The organism is Hydrogenophaga sp. (assembly GCF_051858985.1).
Taxonomy (GTDB): domain Bacteria; phylum Pseudomonadota; class Gammaproteobacteria; order Burkholderiales; family Burkholderiaceae_C; genus Hydrogenophaga.
Window position 1 is genome coordinate 36,778 of sequence record NZ_JBHYGM010000006.1, and the last position, 15,552, is coordinate 52,329.

Annotated in this window: 11 protein-coding genes and 1 tRNA gene; all 12 read right to left on the reverse strand. The window is 64.2% G+C overall.

Annotated features, from left to right (window positions below; translation table 11 throughout):
- Positions 1–26: 26 nt before the first annotated feature.
- Positions 27–1,367: a 16S rRNA (cytosine(967)-C(5))-methyltransferase RsmB gene (gene rsmB, locus ACTIEY_RS20640; protein WP_439521044.1), complete on the reverse strand. Its 1,341-nt coding sequence runs from the start codon at positions 1,365–1,367 to the stop codon at positions 27–29.
- 40 nt (positions 1,368–1,407) lie between these two features.
- Positions 1,408–2,424 (reverse strand): M48 family metalloprotease, encoded by a 1,017-nt coding sequence (locus ACTIEY_RS20645; protein WP_439521034.1) that lies wholly within the window; start codon positions 2,422–2,424, stop codon positions 1,408–1,410.
- A gap of 16 nt (positions 2,425–2,440) precedes the next feature.
- Positions 2,441–3,034, reverse strand: coding sequence for a LemA family protein (locus ACTIEY_RS20650; protein ID WP_439521035.1), 594 nt, complete (start codon positions 3,032–3,034; stop codon positions 2,441–2,443).
- 206 nt (positions 3,035–3,240) lie between these two features.
- Positions 3,241–7,461, reverse strand: coding sequence for a DNA-directed RNA polymerase subunit beta' (gene rpoC, locus ACTIEY_RS20655; protein WP_439521036.1), 4,221 nt, complete (start codon positions 7,459–7,461; stop codon positions 3,241–3,243).
- A gap of 23 nt (positions 7,462–7,484) precedes the next feature.
- Positions 7,485–11,609, reverse strand: coding sequence for a DNA-directed RNA polymerase subunit beta (rpoB, locus tag ACTIEY_RS20660; protein WP_439521037.1), 4,125 nt, complete (start codon positions 11,607–11,609; stop codon positions 7,485–7,487).
- 260 nt (positions 11,610–11,869) lie between these two features.
- On the reverse strand, positions 11,870–12,247 hold the full coding sequence (gene rplL / locus ACTIEY_RS20665) for a 50S ribosomal protein L7/L12 (RefSeq protein ID WP_439521038.1): 378 nt from the start codon (positions 12,245–12,247) through the stop codon (positions 11,870–11,872).
- A gap of 43 nt (positions 12,248–12,290) precedes the next feature.
- Positions 12,291–12,818, reverse strand: coding sequence for a 50S ribosomal protein L10 (gene rplJ / locus ACTIEY_RS20670; protein WP_439521039.1), 528 nt, complete (start codon positions 12,816–12,818; stop codon positions 12,291–12,293).
- Positions 12,819–13,050: 232 nt separating this feature from the next.
- A complete protein-coding gene (gene rplA / locus ACTIEY_RS20675) occupies positions 13,051–13,746 on the reverse strand; it encodes a 50S ribosomal protein L1 (protein WP_439521040.1) in 696 nt (231 codons plus the stop codon).
- Positions 13,747–14,178, reverse strand: coding sequence for a 50S ribosomal protein L11 (gene rplK, locus ACTIEY_RS20680; RefSeq protein WP_137922451.1), 432 nt, complete (start codon positions 14,176–14,178; stop codon positions 13,747–13,749).
- 119 nt (positions 14,179–14,297) lie between these two features.
- Positions 14,298–14,864 carry a transcription termination/antitermination protein NusG gene (nusG, locus tag ACTIEY_RS20685; protein ID WP_439521041.1) on the reverse strand — a complete coding sequence of 189 codons (567 nt, stop codon included), beginning with the start codon at positions 14,862–14,864 and terminating at the stop codon, positions 14,298–14,300.
- Positions 14,864–15,247: a preprotein translocase subunit SecE gene (gene secE, locus ACTIEY_RS20690; protein ID WP_439521042.1), complete on the reverse strand. Its 384-nt coding sequence runs from the start codon at positions 15,245–15,247 to the stop codon at positions 14,864–14,866. The genes nusG and secE overlap by 1 nt, the downstream gene beginning before the upstream one ends.
- A gap of 141 nt (positions 15,248–15,388) precedes the next feature.
- Positions 15,389–15,464, reverse strand: a tRNA-Trp gene (locus tag ACTIEY_RS20695).
- Between the last annotated feature and the right edge of the window lie 88 nt (positions 15,465–15,552).

Sequence of the window (15,552 nt, forward strand, 5' to 3'; positions counted from 1 at the left end):
TCCCGACGGCGACGCGGGGGGTCCCATCAAAGCGGGGCCTTGTCGATGCGGTTGTAAAAAAAGCCGTCTTGTCCACCCGGACGATTGTCGTTGAACTCCCCGGAACCGGCCGCCAAACCGGGCAGCAAATGCCCCAAGGAGGGGCGAAGGACGGCATCAGTGTGGTGCTCAAGGAACGCCCGGACCTGTCCCTCGCCTTCGGCGCGGAAGACGGAGCACGTGGCGTACAACAAACGGCCTCCTGGCTTGAGCAGCGGCCAGAGCGCCTCCAGCAACGCGCGCTGGACAGCCACCAGCGCCGCCACATCGGCCTCACGGCGCAGCCAGCGCACGTCCGGGTGGCGCCGCACGATGCCCGAGGCGGTGCAGGGGGCATCGAGCAGGATGGCGTCGAAGGCCCGCCCGTCCCACCAGGCGCCAGGCCGTGCGGCATCGGCGCAGCGCACTTCGGCAGCGAGACCCAGCCGGCCCAGGGTGTCCTGGATCCGCTCGCAGCGCCCGGGATCCACGTCGAGCGCCAGCAAGTCCACCTCGGCGCGCTCCAGCAGGTGTGCGGTCTTGCCGCCGGGCGCGGCACAGGCATCGAGCACGCGGTCTGCACGGCTCCACTCGCGGCCTTCGAGCAGCAGGTCGGCCGCGCGCTGGGCCGCCGCGTCCTGCACCGAGCAGTGGCCTTGTGCAAAGCCGGGCAGGCGCTCCACCGGCAGCGGCGTGGCAAGTTCCAGCCCGTCGCTGCCCACCGGAGTCGACGCGAGGCCCTGGTCCTGAAGGGCTTGCTGGTAGCTGGCTCGGTCGGTGCGGCGGCGGTTCACCCGCAGCGTCATCGGGCCGGGCTGGTTGCTGGCCGTCAGGATGGCCTGCCAGTCCTGGGGATGGTCGCGCCGCAGGCGCTCGATCCACCACAGCGGGTGGTTCCAGCGCGCCACCGGATCGCGCTCGACTTCGGCCAGCAGGTCCACCTGCTCGCGCAGGAAGCGGCGCAGACAGGCGTTGACGAAGGAGGCCTGGCGCTCGGTGGAGCGGTCGTTGCGGGCCGCCCCCACCGCCTGGTTCACCACGGTGTGGGGTGCGTACCGCACGCCGTCGGTGGGTTCGAGCAACAAGGCCACGGCACTGTGCAAAAGGCCCAGCACCGCCGCCTGCGGCTTGCGTTCGGCCAGCAGTGCGACCAGCGCGCGCGCCATGCCGAGGTGGCGCAACACATGGAAGGTGAGCGCCTGGACACCCGGGCGCAGCGCGGGCGCCACTTCGGGCAACACATCGCTGAGTGATCGGCCCTCACCCACCGCGCGCACGCAACGCGCCGTAGCGCGCAACTGGGTGGACAGGCTGGGGGCGAGCGAAGGCGAAGCGGGAGCGGTCAACAGCGGGTTCCGGAAGCAGGCCTGGCGGCGGGACCGCCAAGTGTCACACAGCGGCGGTAGCGCCTGCCTCGCCGCGCGTGAGCGGCAGCGGCCCCATGTCGCGGCCATAGATGCGGCGGATGCGCTGCGAAATCGGCGGGTGCGAGTCGAACCAGCGGGCGGCCTGGCCGCCTTCGTCGGCCACCAGCAGCATGTGCTGCACGAGCGAGCCGGTGGATCGCGCCTCGACGCCCTCGCGCCGTTGGGTCATCACCTTGCGCAGCACGCCACCCAGGCCGTCGCGGCTGCGCGTCCATTGCACGGCGCGGGCATCGGCCAGGTACTCGCGCTGGCGCGACACCGCCGCCTGCAGGGCATGGCCGGCGAGCCAGCCCAGCCAGCCCGCCGCCATGATGGCCAGTCCGATCAGGGCGGCAGCCATGCGGCGGTCGCGGGTGTCCGGCTCGAACAGGTGCTGGCCCATGCGAAACAGCATCTCCAGGCCAAACACCATGCCCACCAGCCGCATGTTGAGCCGGGTGTCGCCCTCGCCGATGTGGCTGAGTTCGTGCGCCACGAGTCCCTGGAGTTCCTCGCGCGTGAGGTGGTCGAGCGCGCCGCGCGTCACCGCCACCACGGCGTCGTCTTCGTCCCAGCCGGCGGCGAAGGCGTTGATGCCCTGGTCGCGCGCCAGCACCATGGGCTGGGGACGCTTCAGGTTGGAGGAGATCGCCATTTCATCGACGATGTTGCAGAAGCGTTGCTCGTCGAAATCGCCCGAAGGTTGCGCCGGCCGTGCGCCCATCTGTTCGGCCAGCCGCTGGCCACCGCCATCGGCCAGGCGCGAGGTCTCCACCCACCAGCCGCCCAGCACGAAGAGCAGCGTGACGGCGGTATTGACGGCGAAGTAGTGGCGCGGGTAAGTCAGCTCGCCGGGCATCCAGAAGCCCCAGGTGAGTGCCCAGGCCAGCGCCAGTGCGGCGTTCACGGCCACCAGCAGCAGCACCACGGTCAGCCCGAACGCGAACAACAGGCGCCGGGTCTCGCCCCGGGCATCGCGCTGGAACTCGAAGAAGCGCATCAGGCTGCTGACCGGCTCACATCTGGATGCGCAGGGTCTGCCGCTCGGCCTCGGAAGTGGTGGACTCCAGCATGCTCTGCGGCAGGAAGCCGAAGAGCCGCGCAATGATCAGCGTGGGGAACTGCGCGGCGGCGTCGTTGAATTCCAGCACCTGGTCGTTGTAGGCCTGGCGCGCAAAGCCCACGCGGTTCTCGGTGCTCGCCAGTTCCTCGCTGAGCTCGCGCATGTTCTGGTCGGCCTTCAGGTCCGGGTAATCCTCGACCACTGCAAACAGCTTGCCCAGCGCTCCCCCCAGCATCTGCTCCGCGCCTGCCAGCGCACCCAGCGCGCCGGCATTGAGCGGGTTGCCGGCCGCGGTCTGTTCGGCGGTGCGCGCCTGGTTGCGGGCGGCGATCACGGCCTCCAGCGTCTGGGCTTCGTGCGCAAGGTATCGGCGCGCCACTTCCACGAGGTTGGGGATCAGGTCGTAGCGACGCTTGAGTTGCACGTCGATCTGGCCAAAGGCATTGGCGATGGCGTTCTTCAAGCGCACCAGCCGGTTGTAGGCGCCCACGGCCCAGAAAAAAACCACCAGGCCCACGGCCAGCACCACCCACAGCGAGACGGACATGTTCGGAACTCCTTGTTGGTCTTGCAGAGCCCGCCCCCCGGCAGGCGCGGCCAATATACCCCGGTGTTTTCACGGGTCCGTGTGCGGTTTGACCGCGACGCAACGAAAAACGCCCCCGGTCGGATGACCGGGGGCGTTTGATGAGTCAGCGGGAGCAGGAGGCCCCTGGTGGGGGTGGCGCGCAAGCGCCGCAGGGGCGAGCCGACTTACTCTGCGGATTCGCTGCTCGCTGCGTCGGCCTGATCGGCCTGGTCGGCGGCCAGCGAGATCGCGTCGGCCTCGGCGATGGCGCGGCGTTCCTCGTCGTCCATCTTCTCCTTGACCTTGCGCGCCTCGTGGTAGGCCATGCCGGTGCCGGCCGGGATCAGGCGACCCACGATCACGTTTTCCTTCAGACCACGCAGCTCGTCGCGCTTGCCCATGATGGCCGCTTCGGTGAGCACGCGGGTGGTTTCCTGGAAGGAAGCCGCCGAGATGAACGAGTCGGTGGACAGCGAAGCCTTGGTGATGCCCAGCAGGATGTTGCTGTACACCGCCGGCAGCTTGCCTTCGGCCCGCAGCGCGTCGTTGGTGTTGAGGATCTCCGAGCGCTCGACCTGCTCGCCGGCGATGTAGCTCGAATCGCCCACGCTGTCGACGATCACGCGGCGCAGCATCTGGCGCACGATCACCTCGATGTGCTTGTCGTTGATCTTCACACCTTGCAGGCGATAGACATCCTGCACTTCATCGACGATGTAGCGCGAGAGTTCCTCGATGCCCAGCAGGCGCAGGATGTCCTGCGGGTCGGCCGGGCCGTCCACGATGCTCTCGCCCTTGTTGACCACCTGGCCTTCGTGCACCAGGATGTTCTTTTCCTTGGGAATGAGCTCGTCCCACACCTTGCCTTCGGGGTCGGTGATCTGCAGGCGGACCTTGCCTTTGGTTTCCTTGCCAAACGACACCGTGCCGGTCATCTCGGCCAGCATGCCCTTGTCCTTGGGGCTGCGGGCTTCGAACAGCTCGGCCACCCGCGGCAGACCGCCGGTGATGTCGCGCGTCTTCTGGCCTTCGACCGGGATGCGGGCGAGCACGTGGCCCGGGCCGACGTCCTGGCCGTCGCGCACTTCAAGCAGCGCGCCGATCTGGAAGCCCACCGTCACCGAGTGGTCGGTGCCAGGGATCTTCACCTCGTTGCCGGCGGCGTCGAGCAGCTTGACCAGCGGACGCACCACCTTGGCCGAGCCACGGTGCTTGGGATCGATCACCACCAGCGAGGACAGGCCGGTCACGTCGTTGACCTGCTTGGCCACGGTGAGGCCTTCCTCGACGTTCTCGAACTTCACCTGGCCGGCGAATTCCGTGATGATCGGGCGCGTCAGCGGATCCCAGTTGGCGAGGATCGCGCCGGCCTTGATCTGCTGGTCGGCCTTGACCGACAGCGTGGCACCGTAAGGCACCTTGTGGCGTTCACGCTCGCGACCGTGCTCGTCGTGGATGATCACTTCGCCCGAGCGGGCAATCACCACCAGTTCGCCCTTGGTGTTGGTCACGTAGCGCATCGTGGCGTTGAAGCCGATCGAACCGCTGGACTTGGCTTCCACGCTGGAGGCCACCGCCGCGCGCGACGCCGCACCACCGATGTGGAAGGTGCGCATGGTCAGCTGCGTGCCGGGTTCGCCGATCGACTGGGCTGCAATCACACCCACCGCTTCGCCGATGTTCACCAGGCCACCACGGCCGAGGTCGCGGCCGTAGCACTTGGCGCAGATGCCGAAGCGGGTCTCGCAGGTCAGCGCCGTGCGCACCTTGACCTCGTCCACGCCCGCCACCTCGAGCTCGTCGAGCATGTCCTCGTCGAGCATCTCGCCCGCGGGCACCAGCACCGAACGCGTCTCGGGGTGGATCACTTCCTCGGCCGTGGTGCGACCCAGGATGCGGTCGCGCAGCGATTCGATGACCTCACCGCCTTCGACGATGGCGCGCATCAGCGTGCCGTTGGTGGTGCCGCAGTCCTGGCTGTTGACCACCAGATCCTGCGTCACGTCCACCAGGCGGCGCGTGAGGTAGCCGGAGTTTGCGGTCTTCAGCGCCGTGTCGGCCAGACCCTTGCGGGCGCCGTGCGTGGAAATGAAGTACTGCAACACGTTGAGGCCTTCACGGAAGTTCGCCGTGATGGGCGTCTCGATGATGGAGCCATCGGGCTTGGCCATCAGGCCGCGCATGCCGGCGAGCTGGCGGATCTGCGCAGCGGAGCCACGCGCACCCGAATCCGCCATCATGTAGATGGAGTTGAAAGACTCCTGGTCCACTTCCTTGCCGTGGCGGTCGGTGGTCTTCTGCTTGGCGAGCTGCGCCATCATGACCTTGGAGATCTCGTCACCGGCCTTGCCCCAGATGTCCACCACCTTGTTGTAGCGCTCACCTGCGGTCACCAGACCGGAGGCGTACTGCTGGGCGATTTCCTTCACCTCGTTCTCGGCACGGTCGATGATGGCCGGCTTTTCCTTGGGCACCAGCATGTCGTCCACCGCGATGGAGATGCCGGCGCGCGTGGCCAGACGGAAACCGTTCTGGAGCAGCTTGTCGGCGAACACCACGGTTTCCTTCAGACCGCACTTGCGGAACGAGGTGTTGATCAGGCGCGAGATCTCCTTCTTCTTCAGCGCCTTGTTCAGCACGTCGAAAGGCAGCCCCTTGGGCAGGATCTCGGAGAGCAGTGCGCGGCCCACGGTGGTGTCCACCAGCGAGGTCGACGACACCCATTCACCCGTGGCCTTGTCCAGCGTCTGCTGGGTCAGGCGCACGCTGATCTTGGCGGTGATTTCCACCACCGCGTTGTCCAGTGCACGCTGCAGCTCGGACAGGTCCGAGAAGATCATGCCCTCGCCCTTGGCGTTGATGCGCTCGCGGGTGGCGTAGTACAGGCCCAGCACCACGTCCTGCGACGGCACGATGGAGGGCTCGCCGTTGGCGGGGAACAGGATGTTGTTCGAGGCCAGCATCAGGGTGCGGGCTTCGAGCTGCGCTTCCACGGACAGCGGCACGTGAACGGCCATCTGGTCGCCGTCGAAGTCGGCGTTGAACGCCGCGCAGACCAGCGGATGCAGCTGGATCGCCTTGCCTTCGATCAGGATCGGCTCAAACGCCTGGATGCCCAGGCGGTGCAGCGTCGGTGCGCGGTTGAGCATCACCGGGTGTTCCTTGATCACCTCTTCCAGGATGTCCCACACCACCGGCGTGCCGGCTTCGACTTCCTTCTTCGCGGCCTTGATGGTGGTCGCGATGCCCATGGCTTCGAGGCGCGAGAAGATGAACGGCTTGAACAGCTCGAGCGCCATCAGCTTGGGCAGGCCGCACTGGTGCAGCTTGAGCGTGGGGCCGACCACGATGACCGAACGGCCCGAGTAGTCAACGCGCTTGCCCAGCAGGTTCTGGCGGAAACGGCCGCTCTTGCCCTTGATCATGTCGGCCAGCGACTTGAGCGCGCGCTTGTTCGCACCCGTCATGGCCTTGCCACGACGGCCGTTGTCCAGCAACGAATCCACGGCTTCCTGGAGCATGCGCTTCTCGTTGCGCGCAATGATTTCCGGCGCCTTGAGTTCGAGCAGGCGGCGCAGGCGGCTGTTGCGGTTGATGACGCGGCGGTACAGGTCGTTCAGGTCGGAGGTCGCGAAGCGGCCGCCGTCCAGGGGAACGAGTGGACGCAGGTCCGGCGGCAGCACGGGCAGCACGTCGAGCACCATCCACTCGGGCTTGATCCCGGACTTCTTGAAGGCTTCCAGCACCTTGAGGCGCTTGGCGTTCTTCTTGATCTTGAGCTCGGAGCCGGTCAGGTCGTTGCGCAGCTTCTCGATCTCGATGTCGAGGTCGATGGCCTGCAGCAGTTCCTTGATGCCTTCGGCGCCCATCTTGGCAATGAACTCGTCGCCGAATTCCTTGCGCTTGGCGTCAAAGTCGTCCTCGCTCATGATCGCGAACTTCTTCAGCGGGGTCATGCCGGGGTCGACGATCACATACGCTTCGAAATACAGCACGCGTTCGATGTCGCGCAGCGTCATGTCCAGGATCAGACCCAGGCGCGAGGGCAGCGACTTCAGGAACCAGATGTGTGCGCAGGGCGCGGCCAGGTCGATGTGACCCATGCGCTCGCGGCGCACCTTGGTCTGCGTGACTTCAACGCCGCACTTCTCGCAGATGACACCACGGTGCTTCAAGCGCTTGTACTTGCCGCACAGGCATTCGTAGTCCTTGATGGGGCCGAAGATCTTGGCGCAGAACAGGCCGTCGCGTTCGGGCTTGAACGTGCGGTAGTTGATGGTCTCGGGCTTCTTGACTTCACCGAAGGACCACGAGCGGATTTTTTCCGGCGAAGCCAGGCCGATGCGGATCGCATCGAAGTGCTCGTCGGGCGTGAACTGCTTGAACAGGTCGAGCAAAGATTTCATGGGTTGCTTTCCTTATCGGTGAATTAGGAACGTTCGAGTTCGATGTCGATACCGAGCGAACGGATTTCCTTGACCAGCACGTTGAACGACTCGGGCATGCCGGCGTCGATCGTGTGCTCGCCCTTGACGATGGATTCGTACACCTTGGTGCGGCCCTGCACGTCGTCCGACTTGACGGTGAGCATTTCCTGCAGGATGTAGGAAGCGCCGTAGGCCTCGAGCGCCCACACTTCCATCTCGCCGAAACGCTGACCGCCGAACTGCGCCTTGCCGCCCAGCGGCTGCTGCGTCACGAGCGAGTACGGACCGGTGGAGCGGGCGTGCATCTTGTCGTCGACCAGGTGGTGCAGCTTCAGGAAGTGCATGTAGCCCACGGTGGTCTTGCGCTCGAAAGCGTCGCCGGTGCGGCCGTCGTACAGCTGCGCCTGGGTGCGGGTCTCGGTCAGGCCCTTGACCTGGGCAATCTCGTCCGGGTAGGCCAGCTTGAGCATGGCGCGGATCTCGTCTTCAGAGGCACCGTCGAACACCGGCGTCGCGAACGGCACGCCGTGCTGCAGGTTGTCGGCCATCTCGAACACGTCGGCGTCGCTGAGCGCGCCCAGCGTTTCCTTCTTGCCGGCCTGGTTGTAGATCTGCTCGAGGAACGCGCGCAGCTCCGTTGCCTTGGCTTCGGCCTGCAGCATGTCGCCGATGCGCTGGCCCAGGCCCTTGGCGGCCCAGCCCAGGTGCACCTCGAGCACCTGACCCACGTTCATGCGCGAAGGCACGCCGAGCGGGTTGAGCACGATGTCTGCAGGGGTGCCGTCGGCCATGTAAGGCATGTCTTCCACGGGCACGATCTTGGAGACCACGCCCTTGTTGCCATGGCGGCCGGCCATCTTGTCGCCAGGTTGCAGGCGGCGCTTGACGGCCAGGTACACCTTGACCATCTTGAGCACGCCTGCGGGCAGCTCGTCGCCCTGCGTGAGCTTCTTGCGCTTTTCTTCAAACGCGAGGTCGAAGCTGTGGCGCGTCTGCTCCATCGAGTTCTTGATGGACTCGAGCTGCGCAGCCACGTTGTCGTCGGCCGGGCGGATGTCGAACCAGTGGTACTTCTCCACTTCGTCCAGGTAGGCCTTGTCGATGGTGGTGCCCTTGGCCAGCTTCTTCGGGCCACCGTTGGCGGCCTTGCCGGTCAGCAGTTTCTCGATGCGGTCGAAGGCGTCCGCTTCCACGATGCGAAGCTGGTCATTCAGGTCCAGGCGGAAACGCTTGAGCTCGTCGTCGATGATCTGCTGGGCGCGCTTGTCGCGGGTAATGCCTTCGCGGGTGAACACCTGCACATCGATCACGGTGCCTTGCGAACCCTGGTCCACGCGCAGCGAGGTGTCCTTCACGTCGGAAGCCTTCTCGCCGAAGATGGCACGCAGCAGCTTTTCTTCAGGCGTCAGCGTGGTCTCGCCCTTGGGCGTGACCTTGCCCACCAGCACATCGCCGGGCAGCACCTCAGCGCCCACGTAGATGATGCCGGAGTCGTCCAGGCGGTTGAGCTGCTGCTCAGCCAGGTTGGGGATGTCGCGTGTGATTTCTTCCGCGCCCAGCTTGGTGTCGCGTGCCATCACCACCAGTTCCTCGATGTGGATCGAGGTGTAGCGGTCGTCGGCCACCACGCGTTCGGAGATCAGGATCGAGTCCTCGAAGTTGTAGCCGTTCCAGGGCATGAATGCGATCAGCATGTTCTGGCCGATCGAGATCTCGCCCAGATCGGTGGAAGCGCCGTCGGCAATCACATCACCCGAGGCCAGCTTGTCGCCCTTTTTGACGATGGGACGCTGGTGGATGTTGGTGTTCTGGTTGGAACGCTGGTACTTGATGAGGTTGTAGATGTCCACACCCACTTCACCGGCCACGGCTTCGGCGTCGTTCACGCGGATCACGATGCGGGTCGCGTCCACGTAGTCGACCACACCGCCACGCTTGGCGGTGACCACAGTGCCGGAGTCGATCGCGGCCACGCGTTCGATCCCGGTGCCCACCAGCGGCTTTTCAGGACGCAGCACAGGCACGGCCTGGCGCGACATGTTGGCGCCCATCAGCGCGCGGTTGGCATCGTCGTGCTCCAGGAAGGGCACGAGCGAAGCCGCCACCGAGACGATCTGCGCAGGCGACACATCCATGTACTGGATGGTGTCGGCCGGCGTCAGGATCGACTCGCCCTTCTCGCGAGCGGAGATCAAGTCACCGGTCAGGCGGCCTTCGCCGTCCAGCACGGCATTGGCCTGGGCGATGACGTACTTGCCTTCCTCGATGGCCGAGAGGTAGTCGATCTGGTTCGTCACCTTGCCATCGATCACCCGGCGGTACGGCGTTTCGATGAAGCCGTATTCGTTCAGGCGCGCGTAGAGAGCGAGCGAGTTGATCAGGCCGATGTTCGGGCCTTCCGGTGTTTCGATCGGGCAGACGCGACCATAGTGGGTCACGTGCACGTCGCGCACCTCGAAGCCGGCGCGCTCGCGGGTCAGGCCGCCCGGGCCCAGGGCAGAGACGCGGCGCTTGTGTGTGATCTCGGCCAGCGGGTTGGTCTGGTCCATGAACTGCGAGAGTTGCGAGGCACCGAAGAACTCCTTCAAGGCCGCGGATATCGGCTTGGAGTTGATCAGGTCGTGCGGCATCAGCGGCTCTTGTTCGGCCTGACCCAGGCGCTCCTTCACGGCCTTCTCGATACGGGCGAGACCGGTGCGGTACTGGTTCTCGGCCAGTTCGCCCACGCAACGCACGCGGCGGTTGCCCAGGTGGTCGATGTCGTCGACTTCGCCGCGGCCATTGCGCAGGTCCACCAGGATCTTGACCACGGCCAGGATGTCCTCGTTGGACAGCACCATGGCGCCGGTGGATTCGTCGCGCCCCACGCGGGCGTTGAACTTCATGCGGCCCACGCGCGAGAGGTCGTAGGTGTCCGGGTTGTAGAACAGGCGGTGAAACAGGGCCTGCACAGCGTCTTCGGTCGGCGGCTCGCCGGGGCGCATCATGCGGTAGATGGCCACCCGCGCGGCGAACTCGTCGGCGGTTTCGTCGATGCGCAGGGTCTGCGAGATGTACGCGCCCTGGTCGAGTTCGTTGGTGTAGAGGCACTGCAGGTCCTGCACACCGGCGGTGCGCAATTTCTTCAGCAGGGCTTCGGTCAGCTCTTCGTTGGCCTTGGCAATGATTTCACCGGTGTCGGCGTCCACGATGTTGCGGGCCACGACGCGGCCGATCATGAAGTCTTCCGGCACGCTGATGTGCGTGGTGCCCGACTGCTCGAGCTCGCGGGTGTGGCGCACGGTGATGCGCTTGTCCTTGGCCACCACCACCTTGCCAGCCTTGTCGGTGATGTCGAAACGGGCCACCTCACCACGCAGGCGCTCGGGCACGAAGGCCATCTGCGCACCGCTGTCCATCACGCGGAAATGGTCGTTGACGAAGAAGTTCGCCAGGATGGTTTCAGGCGTCAGGCCGATGGCCTTGAGCAGGATGGTGACCGGCATCTTGCGGCGGCGGTCAACCCGGAAGAACAAAACGTCCTTGGGGTCGAACTCGAAGTCAAGCCAGGAGCCGCGGTAGGGAATGATGCGAGCGGAGAACAACAGCTTGCCCGAGCTGTGTGTCTTGCCCTTGTCGTGCTCGAAGAACACGCCAGGCGAACGGTGGAGCTGCGAGACGATCACGCGCTCGGTACCGTTGATGATGAAGGAGCCCTTCTCGGTCATCAGGGGCACTTCGCCCATGTAGACCTCTTGTTCCTTTACCTCCTTGATCACCTTGGACTGCGCGGTCGAGGACTCGCGGTCGTAGATGATGAGCTGCACGCGTGCGCGCACCGCCGAAGCAAACGTCAGGCCACGGGTCTGGCACTCGCGCACGTCGAAGGCTGGCTTGGCCAGGTTGTATTCGACGAACTTCATCTCCACGAAACCGTTGTGGGAGACGATGGGGAAAGCGGCTTCAAAAGCGGCTTGCAAACCTTCGTTGGTGCGTTTCTTTGGCGCGTTGTCGGCCTGCAGGAACGCGGTGTAGGCGTCCTTCTGCATCTGGAGCAGGTAGGGAATCGCGAGAACGTTTTCGCGGGTACCAAAGCTCTTGCGGATGCGCTTGCGTTCGGTGTAGGAATATTTCGATGCTGAGGCCATGAGATCTCCGGGCTTGAGGTCTGCGGCGACTGTCTTGCCTACCAGGGCTGGACTCCTGGTGGCTTTCTTGGTGGCTGGCCTCTACCAACCATTGGCGGACGGCCTGTGCATTGCACACAGGCCCGAACCAAGTCGTCTTCTGCAGTCGGGGTCAGAAGACACTCACAAGCAGGGTCGAAGACCGGGCTTGTGGGTGTGCTCTGAAAGCACAGAAGGCTGGAGGCCCTTTCGGGCACTCCAGCCTCGGATGGCCAGGCGAATTACTTCAGCTCGGCCTTGGCGCCGGCTTCCACCAGCTTCTTCACGGCAGCTTCAGCGTCGGCCTTGGCGATCGCTTCCTTGACGTTCTTCGGTGCGCCATCGACCAGGTCTTTGGCTTCCTTGAGGCCCAGGCCAGTGATTTCGCGCACGGCCTTGATGACCGACACCTTGTTCGCGCCGGCTTCGAGCAGCACGACGTTGAACTCGGTCTTCTCTTCAGCAGCGGCAGCGGCGCCACCACCACCAGCGGCTGCGGGAGCGGCCATGGCCGCTGCGCTCACGCCAAACTTCTCTTCGATGGCTTTCACCAGTTCGTTGAGTTCCATGACCGTCATGCTGTCCAGCGAGGTCAGAAATGCGTCTTTATCGAATGCCATTTTGATTTCCTAACAATTGGTTTGAACGAACGTGCCGCGCCACTCAGGCAGCAGCCGCTTCTTCTGCTGCCGGTGCGGCAGCGCCTTCGCCTTTTTTGGCCGCCAGCGCGCCCAGCACCACGGCCGTGCGCGACATGGGGGACATCAGCAAGCCACACAGCTGAGCCAGCAACACTTCCTTGGAAGGGATGTTGGCAAGCGTCTTCACGCCGTTGACGTCCAGGACTTTGCCTCCGTACACACCGCCGCGAATCACCAGCTTGTCGTTGGTCTTCGCGAAATCGGCCACCACTTTCGCGGCGGCCACGGCGTCTTCAGAGAAGCCATAGATCAGCGGGCCGGTCATCTGGTCAGCGGCCACTTCAAACGAGCTGCCAGCCACCGCACGGCGGGCCAGGGTGTTTTTCAACACACTCAGGCTCACACCATTGCTGCGGGCTGTCACGCGCAGTTTGTCCATGTTCGCGACCGTGATGCCACGGTATTCCGCCATCACGAGCGTTTGAGCTTTAGCGGCGAGGCTGGTCACTTCGGAAATGACCGCTTCTTTCTCACTGCGATTCAGACTCAAGGTCTACTCCTTAAATGTGCCTTGGGTCCCTTGGGACCTCCGGCACGCCTCATTGCAGCGACCAACTGTTTCGGAACTTGTTCCATCTGCAGCGGGATCGCCATCTGCGTTGGCTTGTCACAATTAAGCCGGTTCATCACCAGCACCAACGGTCTTGGATGGCCCCCGGACCGGCTTGCGCCAGCCCCGGGCCCACCACACCCAGGCCCCGAGGGGCCCGAATTTCTTGCGATTACGCCGAGATGGACTGGGTGTCCACGCGGACGCCCACACCCATCGTCGACGACACAGCCACCTTGCGCAGGTAGACACCCTTGCTCGTGGCCGGCTTGGCCTTGGTCAAGGCGTCCAGCAGCGCCACCAGGTTGCCCTGGAGCTTGTCGGTGTCGAAAGAACGACGGCCGATCGTGCCGTGCACGATGCCCGCCTTGTCGACACGGAACTGCACCTGACCTGCCTTGGCATTGCGCACGGCTTGCGCCACGTCCGGCGTCACGGTGCCCACCTTGGGGTTGGGCATCAGGCCTCGCGGACCCAGGATCTGACCCAGGGTACCCACGATGCGCATGGCGTCCGGCGAGGCGATCACCACGTCGAAGTTCATGTTGCCGCCCTTGATCTCTGCAGCGAGGTCGTCCATGCCGACAATGTCGGCGCCAGCGGCCTTGGCTTCTTCAGCCTTGGCGCCCTGGGCGAACACCGCCACGCGCTTGGTCTTGCCGGTGCCGTTGGGCATCACGACGGCGCCACGCACCACCTGGTCCGACTTCTTGGCGTCCACGCCGAGCTGGATCGCCACATCGATGGACTCATCGAACTTGGCGTTCGCGCATTCCTTGATGATCGCCAGCGCGTCGGTCAGGGGGTACAGCTTGTTGCTGTCGACCTTGCCTTCGAAGGCTTTCTGCTTTTTGGTCAGCTTGGCCATTTACACGCCCTCCACTATCACGCCCATCGAGCGGGCCGAGCCGGCGATGGTGCGCACAGCAGCGTCCACATCGGCGGCGGTCATGTCTTTCATCTTGGTCTTGGCGATCTCTTCGAGCTGGGCCCGGGTGATCTTGCCGACCTTGTTCTTGTTGGGCACCGAAGAGCCCTTGTCCAGCTTGATGGCCTTCTTGATCAGGGTCGTCGCGGGCGGCGTCTTGATGATGAAGGTGAAGCTCTTGTCCGCGAAGGCCGTGATCACCACGGGCAGCGGCAGACCGGGCTCGACGCCCTGGGTCTGGGCGTTGAACGCCTTGCAGAACTCCATGATGTTCAGGCCGCGCTGACCCAGCGCCGGACCGATCGGGGGAGAGGGGTTGGCCTTACCAGCTGGCACTTGCAGCTTGATGAAGCCGACGATTTTTTTCGCCATTTTTTAGCTCCTGCGAGTGCAGACGGTTGCCATCAAGACAACCTCCTCGCGGTGGGGGACCCGGAAAAGATCAGATGGCACAGGCGTCGGGCCGACCCGCCTGAGCCACGAAAAAACGATCAGGTCTTTTCGACCTGGCTGAATTCCAGTTCCACGGGCGTGGCGCGACCAAAGATGGTCACCGACACGCGCATCTTGTTCTTCTCGTAGTTCACCTCTTCGACGGTGCCGTTGAAGTCGGTGAACGGGCCTTCCTTCACGCGGACGTATTCGCCCACGACGAACTCGACCTTGTGGCGCGGCTTTTCCGTGCCTTCCTGCATCTGGTTGACGATCTTCTGAACGTCTTCCTCGGAGATAGGAGCCGGGCGGTTCTTGGCACCACCCACAAAGCCGGTGACCTTGTTGGTGTGCTTGACCAGGTGCCAGGTGTCGTCGTCCATCACCATCTCCACCAGCACATAACCGGGGAAGAATTTGCGCTCGGTGGTGCGCTTCTGGCCGTTCTTCATCTCCACCACTTCTTCGGTGGGAACGAGGATGCGGCCGAACTTGTCCTGCATGCCGGCGCGCGTGATGCGCTCGATGATGTTGCGCTCGGCGGCCTTCTCCATGCCGGAATAGGCATGCACCACATACCAGCGCATGCCTTCGGCGGCGGTCACGGGACTGTTCTGTTCGGTCATCATTTTCTCCAGCCCAGGATCAAGTCGTAAAACACCCATTCGAGGGTCTTGTCGGTGAGCCACAGGAACAGGGACATCACGAACACGAACGCGAAAACGTACAAGGTCATCTGGATGGCCTCCTTGCGAGCCGGCCACACCACCTTCTTGACTTCGCGCCACGAGTCGCGGCCAAAGGCCAGCAACTGCTTGCCAGATTCGGAAATGGCAAACACCACCACCGCGGCGACCATCAGCACGATCAGAGCACCCCACTGCGCCAGCGAACCCTGGGATGACAGCAGATAGAACGCCACGAACGAACCTAACACGAGCGCAATGGCGACCCCCAGCTTGGCCTTGTCGGCGCCGGAGTGGACGGTTTGAACTTCGGAAGTGGCCATGACGATCCAGAAAATACTTTTCAAAACGCGTGAAAAAAGCCAAAAGCTTGAGACACGCAAGCCCACCAGAGGTCTTCGCGACTTCGGTGGGCTTGTGACACCACGAAACAGGGTGGATTCAGATCCGGCTGTTCCTGTTGGTGGCAGGGGCAGTAGGAATCGAACCTACAACCTTCGGTTTTGGAGACCGACGCTCTGCCAATTGAGCTATACCCCTACTGGCGATGCCCCACTGCGGGCGGTTAAACAGTTACGCAATGATCTTGGCAACCACGCCGGCGCCGACGGTGCGGCCGCCTTCGCGG

Excerpts from the sequence above, each read along its gene's own strand:
- rpoC (WP_439521036.1), bottom strand. The coding sequence starts at position 7,461 with ATGAAATCTTTGCTCGACCTGTTCAAGCAGTTCACGCCCGACGAGCAC.
- secE (WP_439521042.1), bottom strand. The coding sequence starts at position 15,247 with ATGGCCACTTCCGAAGTTCAAACCGTCCACTCCGGCGCCGACAAGGCC.
- rplA (WP_439521040.1), bottom strand. The coding sequence starts at position 13,746 with ATGGCCAAGCTGACCAAAAAGCAGAAAGCCTTCGAAGGCAAGGTCGAC.
- rpoB (WP_439521037.1), bottom strand. The coding sequence starts at position 11,609 with ATGGCCTCAGCATCGAAATATTCCTACACCGAACGCAAGCGCATCCGC.
- rplK (WP_137922451.1), bottom strand. The coding sequence starts at position 14,178 with ATGGCGAAAAAAATCGTCGGCTTCATCAAGCTGCAAGTGCCAGCTGGT.
- ACTIEY_RS20645 (WP_439521034.1), bottom strand. The coding sequence starts at position 2,424 with ATGCGCTTCTTCGAGTTCCAGCGCGATGCCCGGGGCGAGACCCGGCGC.
- rplL (WP_439521038.1), bottom strand. The coding sequence starts at position 12,247 with ATGGCATTCGATAAAGACGCATTTCTGACCTCGCTGGACAGCATGACG.
- ACTIEY_RS20650 (WP_439521035.1), bottom strand. The coding sequence starts at position 3,034 with ATGTCCGTCTCGCTGTGGGTGGTGCTGGCCGTGGGCCTGGTGGTTTTT.
- nusG (WP_439521041.1), bottom strand. The coding sequence starts at position 14,864 with ATGACCGAACAGAACAGTCCCGTGACCGCCGCCGAAGGCATGCGCTGG.